Source organism: uncultured Mailhella sp., assembly GCF_944324575.1.
Lineage (GTDB): Bacteria > Desulfobacterota > Desulfovibrionia > Desulfovibrionales > Desulfovibrionaceae > Mailhella.
On record NZ_CALUWV010000169.1, the window covers coordinates 16133 to 29223 of the forward strand.

A 13091-nucleotide genomic window follows, 5' to 3' on the forward strand; every position below is an offset into this window, starting at 1 on the left:
TAGAAAAAATATGACAATAAATGGTATATTACTTACCATTTATTGTCATATTCCTCCATTAATAATTTTACTGCTCAAACGTAATATTTACATAACATATTGTTTTTACAGTTTTTTCATTTTTGGCATGCATTTTGCTTCATTGGCAGACATAGCACGCCCGGATCTTCCGAATAAGATCCTCAACCTTTCAAGGAGCAAGTCATGGCCATACACGGCATTCCCACCGGCGTTCATCGTTACGACAAGGAACTGTGCTGCGACGGTTACAATCTGTTCAGCCCCTATTTCAGAAACGAGACCCACCTCATCAACATGGAAGGCGAAATAGTCCACACCTGGAAGACCGACTACTTCCCCGGTCTGTTCGCCCATCTCATGCCCAACGGCGATCTCGTCCGCGGCATCCGCGTTCCCAATCAGGCCGTGCTCTTTGCCGGTACCACGGGCGGCTTTGAACGGTACGACTGGGACGGCAACCTGCTCCAGCGCTACATCAAGAACGACCACGAGACCCAGCAGGTGCTTTCGCACGCCTTCTGCCCCATGCCCAACGGCAACACCATCGTCATCTGCCTGGAAAAGAAGAGCAATGAGGAAGCCTACGCCCGCGGCCGCATTCCCGGCACGCTCCCCGAAGACGGCGAATGGTTTGAAGGCAAGCAGCACAAGGGGCTGTTCCTCGATTATCTGATGGAAATCGACAAGGACAACAACGTGGTCTGGGAATGGCACCTGTGGGATCATGTGGGCGACGCTCCCGACGAGTTCAACCTGAACTACATTCTGCCTCCGGCGGCCCATTACTTCTCCACCGTGGACTGGGTGCACTTCAACGCCGTGGACTACGACCCCATTCATGACCGCGTATGCATGACCTGCCGCAACTTCGGTGAGTTCGTCATCGTGGACCGCAAGACCGGCAAGCTCATCTACCGCTGGGGCAATCCCTCCACCCATCTGCGCGGCCGCAAGCCCGGCTGGCTGGACGACGGCGATCAGCAGCTCTTCGGCCCGCACTGCGGCACCTTCATCAACGAAGGCAAGCATATTCTCATTCACGACAACGGCTGGTTCCGCCCCAAGGGCAACCGTTCCCGCGCGCTGGAAGTGGACATTGAAACCGGTAACATCGTGTGGTCCTACGAGTCCCACAATCCGCAGAACTTCACCTCTCCCTATCAGAGCTCCGTTCAGCGTCTGCCCAACGGCAATACGCTCATCTGCTCCACGGGTTCCGGTCAGATCTTTGAAGTCACGCCCGGACCTCAGCCCCGCGTGGTGTGGGAATTCGTGTGCCCCTGGCTGCAGGACGGCCGCACCGTCAACTACCTTGACGACACCGACGTGCTCTACAGCACCACGTCCCACATCATCAAGGAAGGCCACATGAAGAACATGATTCACCGCGTGTATCGCTATGCCAAGGATTATCCTGCCTTCCAGGGCAAGGATCTCTCGCACGGCGTGCCCATTGATCCGTCCATCGTGCGCCTGTGGGAAATGGAACCCTTCAAGTCCGGCTACGAACGCGCCAAGAATAATTCCTGGCCTCAGCCCATTGCCTACCGCGAAAACCCCGACGTCAAATAGGCACTGCCCCTTTGCCTGAGCCGACATGAACTCCCCTTGACGGCGGGACAGGCCTTCCATTGCCCGCGCTCTTTTGCTTCGGCGCTTCCGTCACGGAGCGTGCAGACGGTCATGCCCATCACCGTTCACAGCAAAAGAACATGAACACCCCGCCCTTCGGTCCGTCATGGCCTCCCATGACGGACCGTTTTTTTGTCCGCTTTTCATCCTGCGGAAGAATTTCCATGGCAGGCCGGATTCCGGCCAGAACTCAATGCCTGTCGCGTATACGGCGTGCCTCGGCGCGTTCGGCCTGCTCCTGCGCACTTTTCCGGTCCGTCTCGTCACGCGGCTCGAACAGGCGGCCGCGCATGACGGCATTTCCGCCATAACGCAGGCGAAGCGCATCCACGGCTTTGTTCAACCTGTCCCGTCTGCTCTCGTCCTTTTCCGGCTTTTTTTCTGGCAGCAGAGAAAGCTGAACGGGGCCTCCCGCTTCAAAGCCGGAAACCCCCACGCCGATGAGTCGCACCCGGTCCGAAAGCTCCAGAGCATCGAGAATGGTGCAGGCCGTCTCATAGATGCTCTCGGTGCTGCATATTCTGTGATCCAGCGTGACCTGACGCGTGATCTGATGAAAGTCGGCGTACTTTATCTTGAGCGTCACCGTGCGCCCGGCCAGTCCCTGCCCGCGCAGGGAGGCTCCCACTCTTTCGGCATGACGCAGAATCCAGGTCTTCAGAAATTCCCTGTCTCTGGTGTCCTCATCGAGCGTCACTTCCGCGCTTTCCGACTTGGGCGGCGACCACGGCACCACCTCCCGCGGATCTTCGCCTCTCGCCCTCTCCCAGAGCACGCCTCCCGCCTTGCCGTAGCGCGTGCGCCAGAACTGTTCCGTGTAGCGCGACACGTCGCCGCAGGTTTTCACGCCTAGCCTCGCAAGTTCCTCGGAAAAGCGTCTTCCCACGCCGGGCACGGCGGTCACGGGAAGCGTTGCCAGAAATGCCGGCACGCTTTCTCTCTCCAGCATGAAAAGTCCGTCGGGCTTGCGCTGTTCCGACGCTATCTTGGCCAGAAACTTCACCGGCGCTATGCCCACGGAACAGGTCAGTCCGCCCGTGGCTTCCCGTACGGCAGCCTTGAGCGCGCGCCCCATGGCATCCACCGGCCCGAACAGCCGCTCAAGTCCCGTGGCGTCGAGATAGGCCTCATCCACGGAAGCCATTTCCACCTTCGGCGAAAAAGTCGCAATGGTCTCGCGCACCAGCGCGGACATTTCCACATAGCGGCGCATTCTCGGCCGCACATACACGGCCTGCGGGCAGCGACGTCTCGCCTCGGCAATGGGCATGGCCGAACGCACGCCGAAACGACGCGCCTCGTAGGAACAGGTGCTCACCACGCCGCGATGTTCCCCGCCCACCACCACGGGACGACCGCGCAGCGACGGGTTGTCGAGCTGTTCTATGGATGCAAAAAAGGCATCCATGTCCATGTGCATGATCCAGCGCCGCGATGAAGCCAAAGCCTGTCTCCCGAAAAGCCGCCGAATATGAAAATCTCGTTACAGAGGGCCCCATTCCGAGGATTGTCCTTGACAAAGGGGGGGGGGCTCTCTAAGGAAGAAGTACCCGTCCTCATCATGCCCTTGAGCGAAAAAAAGGGCAACCTCGGGCCTCCCCGGCCCTTCTTTTTCCATCCCATAAGGAGTCAGGATCGTTGGCCAGAAAGAAATCTATGCAGAAGTGGACTGTGGAAGATTCCGTGGACCTGTACGGCATCCGCAACTGGAGTTCAGGATATTTTGACATCTCTCCGAGCGGCGAGGTGGTCATTCGTCCCTTCGGTCGCGACGGAGGTCCGGAAGTCAGTGTTCTGGAAATCATCCGCGAACTCAAGGCGCGCGGGTACGATCTGCCCGTGCTGCTCCGCATCGAAAACATTCTGGATTCCCAGATATCCCTTCTGCATCAGACCTTCCGCGCCGCCATCAGCGACCTCGGCTACAAGGGCGAATATCGCGGCGTTTTTCCCATCAAGGTAAACCAGCAGCAGCAGGTGGTGGAAAAGATCGCCCTGTACGGCGCTGCCTACCATCACGGGCTCGAAGTGGGGTCCAAGGCTGAGCTCATCGCTGCCATAAGCCAGCTCAAGAGCCGCGAAGCCTGCCTCATCTGCAACGGCTACAAGGACGAGGAATTCATAGATCTCGGCCTGCACGCGCTCAGCATGGGCTTCAACGTCATCTTCGTGCTGGAAATGCCGGGCGAGCTCGATGTCATTCTCGAAGAGGCCAAACGCCTGAACATCCGTCCGCAGATCGGCGTGCGCGTGAAGCTCAGCACCAAGGCCAGCGGTCACTGGTCGGAATCGGGCGGCGAACGTTCCGCCTTCGGCCTCACCTCCGCGCAGATCGTGGACGTCGTGGACACGCTCAAAGAACACGACATGCTCGACACCTTCAAGCTCATGCACTATCACCTCGGCTCGCAGGTGCCCAACATCCGCGACATCCGCGCCGCGGTCATGGAAGCCACACGCATTTACGCAAGCCTCGTGCAGGAAGGTGCGGCCATGGGCTACCTCGACCTCGGCGGCGGTCTTGCCGTGGACTACGACGGTTCGCACACCAACTACGTGAGCTCGCGCAACTACACCATGATGGAATACTGCACCGACGTGGTTGAAGCCGTCATGACCATTCTCGACGAGCAGGGCATCGCGCATCCGCACATCATTACGGAATCCGGCCGTGCCACGGTGGCCTATTACTCCATTCTGCTCTTCAACGTGCTCGACGTAAGTCTCATCGAAGTGGGCAGCCTGCCGGAAGAACTGCCCGAAGACGCGCCCGAGCCCGTGCGCAACCTGAAGGAGACCCTGCAGAACATCAACCCCCGCAACCTGCAGGAAACCTACAACGACGCCATTTATTACTATGACGAAATGCGCCAGCTCTTCATTACGGGCCGCGTCACCCTGCGCCAGAGAACGCTGGCCGAACGCTTCTTCTGGGCCATCATGCGCGTGCTTTCCGAAGAAAAGAACCGCGTGAAGTACATTCCCAAGGAGCTCAACGAAATCGACTCCATGCTGGCGGACATCTACTACTGCAACTTCAGCGTGTTCCAGTCGCTGCCCGACAGCTGGGCCATAGATCAGCTTTTCCCGGTCATGCCCATACACCGCCTGGGCGAATTCCCCGAAAGGCAGGGCATACTCTCCGACCTCACCTGCGACAGCGACGGCCGCATTTCTCACTTCATCGATCCGCAGGGACTCAAGACCACGCTGGAACTCCACCCGCTTAAAGACGGCGAGGAATACTATCTCGGCACCTTCCTCGTGGGCGCCTATCAGGAAACGCTGGGCGATCTGCACAACCTGCTCGGTGACACCAACGTGGTATCCGTGCGCATTCAGGAAGACGGCAGCTACGACTTCGTCCGCGAACTCGACGGCGACTCCGTGTCCGACATTCTCGCCTACGTGGAATACGATCCTCACCGCGTGCTCGTGGGCATCCGCAAGTCTGCGGAACGGGCCGTACGCGAGAACCGCATCACGCCCGCTCAGCGCTATCAGCTCATGCAGGCCTTTGAAGACGGACTGCGCGGCTACACCTACTTTGAACGATAGGAAAAACGGAGGGAAACCTTTTCCCTCCGAATCCCTTTTTCCCGGCCGAGAACCTCGTTCTCCCCTTTATCCATAAGGCATTCAGAGCGCGGTTTCCTTCCGCCTCCGAACCCTTCATCTGCAAGGAGCAAGAACATGGCAAAGGTACTTATCATCGGCGCAGGCGGCGTAAGCTCCGTCGCCACGCACAAGTGCGCGCAGGCCGCTGACGTTTTTACCGACATCGTGCTGGCCAGCCGCACGAAATCCAAGTGCGACGCCATTGCCGCAAGCGTCAAGGAACGCTACGGCCGCGATATTGAAACCGCTCAGGTGGACGCCGACAACGTGCCGGAACTTGTGGCGCTCATCCGCCGCGTGCAGCCCGATCTGGTCATGAACATCGCTCTGCCCTATCAGGACCTGCACATCATGGACGCCTGCCTCGAGGCCGGCGTGAACTATCTCGACACCGCCAACTACGAACCGCCGAACGACGCCCATTTTGAATACAAGTGGCAGTGGGCCTACCAGCAGAAGTTCAAGGATGCCGGCCTCTGCGCCCTGCTCGGCTCCGGCTTCGACCCCGGCGTGACCAACGTGTTCTGCGCCTACGCCCAGAAGCACCTCTTCGATGAGATCCACGTGCTCGACATCATCGACGCCAACGCCGGCGACCACGGCCTGCCTTTTGCCACCAACTTCAACCCCGAAATCAATCTGCGCGAAGTGTCGGCCAAGGGCCGCTACTGGGAACGCGGCGAGTGGGTGGAAACCGATCCGCTGTCGTGGAAGATGAACTTTGATTTTCCCGAAGGCATCGGCAGGCGCAACTGCTACCTCATGTACCATGAAGAGCTGGAATCGCTGGTGCAGAACCTCAAGGGCATACGCCGCGCCCGCTTCTGGATGACCTTCGGCGACGCCTACCTGAACCACCTGCAGGTGTTCAAGAACGTGGGTCTCATAGGCATCGAACCCGTGAACTTCCAGGGCCACGACATCGTGCCTCTGCAGTTTCTGGCAAAGCTTCTGCCCGACCCCGCCTCCCTCGGTCCCCGTACCGTGGGCAAGACCTGCATCGGCTGCCTTATGCACGGCGTGAAGGACGGAAAGAAGCGCACCGCCTATATCTACAACATCTGCGACCATCAGGAATGCTACCGCGAACTCGGCTCGCAGGCCATTTCCTACACCACCGGCGTGCCCGCCATGGTGGGCGCCATGATGATGGTGACCGGCAAGTGGAACAAGCCCGGCGTGTGGAACATGGAACAGATGGATCCCGATCCCTTCCTTGAGGTGCTCGGCAAATACGGCCTGCCCTGGAAGGTCACCGAGCCCGACCTGTAAAAAAACGCGGAACGCCTTTCCGCAGAAAAAAAGATATCCGAATCCCGGAAGAGCGGGCGGGATGAGCCCGTCCGCTCTTCCTGTCTCCATGGAGGCGACATGACGGCCGAAGAACAGATAGCCAGACTGGAAGAGCTGGCCTACTTTCAGGAAAAGCTGCTCACGCAGCTCAACGAGGCGCTCATAGGTCAGCAGAAGCAGCTCGACGCGCTGGAAAAGCGCCTTGCCGACATGGAAGAAAACATAACCACGCTGCTCGACGCCTCGCAGGACGGCCCGGTGAACACCCTGCCGCCCCACTACATGCCCGAGCGCTACTGACGGCCCGACGCGTCCGGCATGCCGCTCCTCCCTCCGGAGCCATGCAACGGCATGGCCGTCCCTGACACGCGCCCCGGTCTGCCCCGCATTTCGCGGCCTTTTCCCTGCATTCGCTGCTGAGCCGCCGAATTCCGCCGGCATTGACGCCTTCTGCAGACAGTCCCAGCTCACCCTTCAACCCGCCGAGCGTCATGAACGACTACCTTGCCAAACTCCGGCCCGAATCGTGGCCTTCCCCCTGCTTTGTCACCGACCTCGCCCTTCTGAAAAAGAACGCCGCTGTTCTCGACGACGTGCAGACGCGCACGGGCGCGAAAATCATGCTCGCACTCAAGTGCTTTTCTCAGTGGATGACCTTTCCCGTGCTCTCGCGCGCCATGCGCGGTCCGCTGTACGGCTGCTGCGCAAGCTCGCCCGACGAGGCAAGACTTGCCAGGGAGGAATTCTGCGGCGAAGTGCACGCCTTTGCCGCGGCCTGGAGCCGCGAAGAACTTGCCGAAACCCTGCGCTACGCCGACCACATCGTATTCAACTCCTTTGCCCAGTGGAAAACATTTCGTCCTCTGGTGCAGGAGGCCGAAAAGGAACGCGGCGTTTCCATAGAATGCGGCCTTCGCCTCAACCCCGAGCACTCCGAAGGCGCGGTGCCCATTTATGATCCCTGCTCTCCCGGGTCCCGGCTGGGCATACGGCCCGCAGCCTTCCATGCCGAGATGGAAAAGGACCCTCACGCCCTCGACGGCATAAGCGGTCTGCATTTCCACACGCTCTGTGAGCAGAACGCCGACAGCCTCGCCCGTACGCTGGAAGCCGTGGAAAAGCACTTCGGCGCCTACTTTTCCAGGATGAAGTGGATCAATTTCGGCGGCGGCCATCACATCACCCGCGCCGACTACGACATCAATCTTCTGTGCCGATGCATCGAACACGTGCGCGACACCTACCAGGTTCAGGTCTATCTTGAACCCGGCGAAGCCGTGGCCCTCAATGCCGGCGTGCTCGTCGCCACAGTACTCGACGTCATTCAGGCCGACATGCCCATCGCCATTCTGGACACCTCCGCTGCCTGCCATATGCCCGACGTGCTGGAAATGCCCTACCGCCCGAACGTCATAGGCGCAGGAGAGCCCGGAGAAAAGAACTTTACCTGCCGACTGGCGGGCAAGTCCTGTCTGGCGGGCGACGTCATCGGCGAATACTCCTTTGATGAGCCTTTGAAGAGCGGTGACAAACTGGTCTTTCTCGACATGGCCATCTACAGCATGGTGAAGACCACCACCTTCAACGGCCTGCGTCTGCCTTCCATCGCCATCTGGGACTCGGAAACCGATCAGCGCCGCGTTACCCGCACGTTCGGCTACGAAGACTTCCGCAGCCGCCTGTAAAGAGCATCACCCCCTTCAAGCAGACAGGGCTCCTTCCGCGAGTACGGAAGGGGCCTTTTTTCAGCGCTTGAAGGTCAGAACAGCGGCCTCGAAGGGAACATATCTCGCATCCTTCCCGTTAGATCTGCCGTATCAGCCCATACAGCCCGGAGAAAAAAAACGGCTCCACGCCCGTCTCGCCGGATGTCGGCAGATTGCGACACACCAGCATGACGCGCCATCTGTCTTCTTACAACCGTGCCTGCTGCAACTCATGCATCAGTTCTACATTATGAAATATTACTGTTATAATACACTGCTACAATATTATAATACTCTATAACTAAAATCATCAACAAATAATACATTACTGTATAATAACGTGTAAAAAACTGAACATTCTAACATCTCTCATATTGTTTTTGTCATAAAAAAGAAACTATACCTTTCACATGTCTTTCATAAAGGCCAAAATCCTGAATTCTTTCTTCTGTGTGACGCATGGAATGTCATCCATGCCGGAAGAATCAGGCAAACAGTGGGAAGGTATGACATGAAAAAGATTCTCACCCTCATGCTGGCGGCAGGCATGACGCTGGCCGCGACAAGCGGCGCATCCGCCGTCGACGTCAAGATCAGCGGAACCTACGACTTCTCGTTCAGCGGCTCCAGCAATCTCAACGGCGACAATTCCTTCATGGACTCTTCGGACTATCGCCACAACACCGGTCGCGATCTGAACCAGCATCACTTCGACGTGTATCAGCGTATGCGTCTCGGCATGGACTTTGTCATGAGCGAACAGCTCTCCGCGTTCTATCAGGCGCAGATCGGCATCTTCAACTGGGGCGGTCCCTACAAGGGCGCCGGCAAGATGGAGAACGACGGCGGCGCGCTGGGAACCCGCTCCACCAACATCACCACCCGTCAGGCATACATCGACTGGATGATCCCGCAGACAAACGTGCATGTGCGCATGGGTCAGCAGGAAGTGCTTCTGCCCAACTATGTGGCCGGCAGCCCCGTGCTGGACGATCCCGCCACCGGCGTGTTCATTTCCGCTCCCGTGACCGACACGTTCAGCGCCAACGCCTTCTGGATGCGCGCCGTGTCCGATCCTCTGAAGAATGCCTACGGAGAATACCGCTATGAGGATGCCGACGTGGATCTGTTCGGTCTCATCGGTGATCTCAAGTACGACTATTTCCGCTTCACGCCCTGGGCCATGGTAGGTCACGGCGGCAATGACTTCGACCGCGTGTCCAACGCCGGTCCCACCGCGTCCGGCCTGCTGCCCTTCAACGGCATGAACCGCCTCTCCTGGAACAACGGCACGCTCGTGGCCACGCCCGACGGCACCGGTTCCACCGTATGGTTTGCGGGCTTCGGCGGCGACTTCACGCTGTTTGACCCGCTGCGTCTCGCCATGGACTTCTATTACAGCGGCACGCACAACGGCAACGCCTCCACCGAACGCGAAGGCTGGTACCTCGCCGCTCTTGCCGAATATCGTCTGCCCTGGTTCGTGCCCACCCTGAAAGCCTGGTATGCGTCCGGCGACGACAGCAAGGTGACCAACGGTTCCGAGCAGCCCCTGTACCTCTCCGGCGGCTTCAAGCCCGGCGCGAGCTCCTACTTCAAGGGCCGCTTCAACATCGCCAACACCATAGACAACGGCAGCGCCGGCGGTACCTGGGGCATAAGCGCCCAGCTCAACAGAATGAGCTTCATCGACAACCTATCGCATGACCTGCGCGTGAGCTACTTCCGCGGCACCAACAGCAGCAACATGCCGAACATCATCAACAACATCTACGGCGGCTCCGTGTCTCCGGCCAACTATCTCACCACGAAGGATCACGTGGTGGAAGTGGACTTCGATACCTCCTATCAGATCTACAAGAACTTCGTCACCGTTCTGGAACTCAGCTATGCCTTCCAGGACTTCGACGGCGGAGTGTGGAAGAATGCCGCCGGTGAAAGCAGCGACTTCTCCAACGCCTGGCGCGCCGCGCTGAACTTCCGCTACAAGTTCTAAGCATCTTTTCATCCCGTCGCCACCGCCCTTCTCCTCTGTCATTCCGGGACAAGGCCGGACCCCTCTGACGGCAGGATACGACAAGGCCGGCTCCATATGGAGCCGGCCTTTTTCGTCATGGCAACGTTCCGACGCAAAAACGCCTGTTTTCCAGCTCAGGCCTTTCTGTCCCTCACCGCGCCGGAACCTAAAAACATGACGGCACACAGGACGACCACCACCCCCATGGCCTCCTGAAGTCCGACAAGAGAGCCCAGCATGCCGATGAGCGGAGGAATGAAGAGCTGACCGCTTGCAGCCAGCATGGAAAGAAAGGCCGTCACCGTGCCGGCAGGCATGTCGTGCCGACGTCCCGCCGCACTGAAAATGATGGGTACGCTGACCGAAAGGCCGAGTCCCATGAAGGCGTACCCCAGAAGACAGACAAGAGGCCACGGGGAAAGAAGAGCCACCAGTATGCCGCAAAGCGCACAGCCGCAGCACACTCGCATGAGACGGGCATCGCCGAAATGCTCGCGCAGCCGGTCGCCGAAAAAGCGCATGACCACCATAGCCACGGAAAACGAGGCGTAGGCCAGAGCGGCCGTGTGTTCCGAAGCGCCCTTCACCTCATGCAGGAGCAGCACGCCCCACTCGCCCACCGACCCTTCCGAAGAATAGGAACAAAGCATGAGAATGCCGAACACCAGTACCCAGAGAGGGGGCAAGGCAAATGTTCCCTTCTTATCTCTTCGGCGCGGCACATCATGCAGAAGATTTCGGGCAAAAAAAGGAAGAAGCACCAGAAGCATCAGAGCGACTCCGGCAAAATGCCCCAGCGGAGAAACCTCAAGGGCCGCCATGCACGAACCTGCAAGGGCTCCCAGAAGGCCGCCCGTGCTGTAGAGCGCGTGCATGGAGGAGATGACAGGCCGGTGCATGGAGGTTTCCACCAGAATGGAGCCAGCATTGATGCCCACGTCGTTCATGCCTATGGCAAAGCCCAGAAGAGCAAAGAGCAGACACGCCGAAAAAAATCCCGACGCCAGGCCCAGACAGGGAAAAAGCAGAATGAGCCCGCAGCTTGCCAGAGAAAGCACGGTACGGCAGCTTGTGCGGGAAATGGCCCAGCCTGCGAGCGGGAAGGAAAAAAGCCCGCCCACGCCCATGCACAGCAGCATGACGCCCACGTCGGCATCGCTCAGGGCAGCCTGCGCCTTGATGGCGGGCATGCGTGACATTACGCTGCCGTAGGCAATGCCCGTAACGGCAAAGAAAAAAGAACAGGCCCAGCGAGGGCTCACCACCGGAAAGTTCACGATTCACCCCGCCGCCGTTGACCCGGCGGACTTTCATGACGTTTCATGCCCTTTCAAAAAGGACAAGGCCGGAAGAGCTCCCTTCCGGCCGAAGAATTTCTTCTGTTTAGGCAGCCCCCTTCACGCTGTCAAGCGCGTCTCTGTACTTCGTCGCAGAAACAGGGCACTATGCCCGAGGAGGATGTGCCATGGAACAGACCGGCTGCGCATGGAGCAGAAGCAACGAGCTTCTGCGTCTCTATCACGACACGGAATGGGCCGTGCCCGTGCACGACGACCGCATGCTTTTTGAACACCTTGCGCTGGAAGTCATGCAGTGCGGCCTGAACTGGCTGCTCATGCTGAAAAAGCGGGACGCCTTCCGCCGGGCGCTCGCCGGGTTTGATCCCGTACGTCTCGCCGCCTTTTCAGAAAGCGACGTGGAATCCGCCCTCGCTGTTCCCGGCATGATACGTTCCCGCCGCAAGGTGGAAGCTCTCGTGGGCAACGCGCGCGCCTTTCTTGCCGTGCAGAAGGAATTCGGTTCCTTTCATTCCTGGCTCTGGAGCTTTACCGACGGACATATGCTGGTCTATGAAAGTCACGACCGTGCCGTGCCTGCTCAGAACGAGCTTTCCGACCGCATAAGCGCCGCCCTCAGAGCGCGGGGCTTCCGATATGTCGGCAGCGTCACCGTCTATTCCCTGCTGCAGGCCTGCGGCGTCATCAACGATCACGAACGGGACTGTCCTCGCTTTCGCGCCGTCATGCAGGGCGCAGACGTGAAACTCGTCAAAGACTGAACCTTTTTCCCGAGGCCGCCATGAACAAATTCATCCCTATCGCTCTGTCCCTCTTCCTTTCCCTGGCCGCGCACGCCGCCTCTGCGGAGGAACCCGCGCTGTCCACGTACACGGAACAATCCTCCGACCTCAGTATCAAAGCCTCCTGGCCGCGATTCGGCCTTGCCCGGCCGGACAGAGAATCCGACGACCTCGTCAGGCGATGCGTGGACAATTTCCGGGAAGAGGCAGGGCAGTACCTGAAGGAACTTCAGGTCATGAAAGAGCAGTCGCCGGACATGCCCGACTATGTGTTTGAAATGGATCTCGAAGGTTCCATGCACGGTAACGGCAAGGTAACGGGCATGCTGTGGAAGGCCTATCAATATACCGGCGGCGCCCACGGAAATCTGCTCGTCTTTTCCAGAAACTACGTCTCGTCGGACGGAAAGCCCGTCGGACTGCACGACATTTTCAGGAAGCCGGAAAAGGCTCTTGCGCTCATGAGCGAGCTGACGAGAAAAAAACTTCTGGAACAGGAACTTCCCTGGGACATGGTGGAGGGAGGAACCACGCCCGAGGAAGAAAACTTCAACACATTCCTGCTGGAGGAAAACGGCCTTACCGTATACTTCAACCCGTATCAGGTCGGACCGTGGGCTGCGGGCGTGGTCACCGTGACGCTGCCTTTGAGCGCCCTCTCGGAGGCTCAGCCGGTCATGAGCTTCTGGAAGTAGCTGCCTTCATGCACCTTGCGGCAGAAGGA

General features: G+C 58.8%; 10 protein-coding genes. 8 read left to right on the top strand and 2 right to left on the bottom strand.

Annotated features, from left to right (window positions below; genetic code table 11):
* Positions 1-204 precede the first annotated feature (204 nt).
* A complete protein-coding gene (locus tag Q0J81_RS11180; protein WP_294447935.1) occupies positions 205-1593 on the top strand; it encodes an aryl-sulfate sulfotransferase in 1389 nt (462 codons plus the stop codon).
* A 250-nt stretch (positions 1594-1843) separates the two neighbouring features.
* Here the strand turns inward: Q0J81_RS11180 and dinB are convergent, their stop codons facing one another.
* A complete protein-coding gene (gene dinB, locus Q0J81_RS11185) occupies positions 1844-3097 on the bottom strand; it encodes a DNA polymerase IV (protein WP_294447936.1) in 1254 nt (417 codons plus the stop codon).
* A 194-nt stretch (positions 3098-3291) separates the two neighbouring features.
* On the opposite strand from dinB, the gene speA reads away from it, so the two are divergent.
* The 5 genes from speA (at position 3292) to Q0J81_RS11210 (ending at position 10266) form a co-directional block, all read left to right on the top strand.
* Positions 3292-5211, top strand: coding sequence for a biosynthetic arginine decarboxylase (speA, locus tag Q0J81_RS11190; protein ID WP_294447937.1), 1920 nt, complete (start codon positions 3292-3294; stop codon positions 5209-5211).
* Positions 5212-5346: 135 nt separating this feature from the next.
* Positions 5347-6543 carry a saccharopine dehydrogenase family protein gene (locus Q0J81_RS11195; RefSeq protein WP_294447938.1) on the top strand — a complete coding sequence of 399 codons (1197 nt, stop codon included), beginning with the start codon at positions 5347-5349 and terminating at the stop codon, positions 6541-6543.
* A gap of 99 nt (positions 6544-6642) precedes the next feature.
* Positions 6643-6864, top strand: a complete 222-nt coding sequence (locus Q0J81_RS11200) for a SlyX family protein (protein WP_294447939.1) — start codon at positions 6643-6645, stop codon at positions 6862-6864.
* A gap of 191 nt (positions 6865-7055) precedes the next feature.
* Positions 7056-8249: a carboxynorspermidine decarboxylase gene (nspC, locus tag Q0J81_RS11205; protein ID WP_294447940.1), complete on the top strand. Its 1194-nt coding sequence runs from the start codon at positions 7056-7058 to the stop codon at positions 8247-8249.
* Between the two features lie 532 nt (positions 8250-8781).
* Complete coding sequence (locus Q0J81_RS11210; protein ID WP_294447941.1) at positions 8782-10266, top strand: outer membrane homotrimeric porin; 1485 nt, start codon at positions 8782-8784, stop codon at positions 10264-10266.
* A 155-nt stretch (positions 10267-10421) separates the two neighbouring features.
* Here the strand turns inward: Q0J81_RS11210 and Q0J81_RS11215 are convergent, their stop codons facing one another.
* Entirely contained in the window at positions 10422-11564 is a 1143-nt protein-coding gene (locus Q0J81_RS11215; RefSeq protein WP_294447942.1) for an MFS transporter, read from the bottom strand.
* Between the two features lie 188 nt (positions 11565-11752).
* Between Q0J81_RS11215 and Q0J81_RS11220 the strand changes: the two genes are divergently transcribed.
* A complete protein-coding gene (locus Q0J81_RS11220) occupies positions 11753-12346 on the top strand; it encodes a DNA-3-methyladenine glycosylase I (protein WP_294447943.1) in 594 nt (197 codons plus the stop codon).
* Positions 12347-12366: 20 nt separating this feature from the next.
* On the top strand, positions 12367-13062 hold the full coding sequence (locus tag Q0J81_RS11225; protein ID WP_294447944.1) for a DUF3298 and DUF4163 domain-containing protein: 696 nt from the start codon (positions 12367-12369) through the stop codon (positions 13060-13062).
* The last annotated feature ends 29 nt before the right edge of the window (positions 13063-13091 follow it).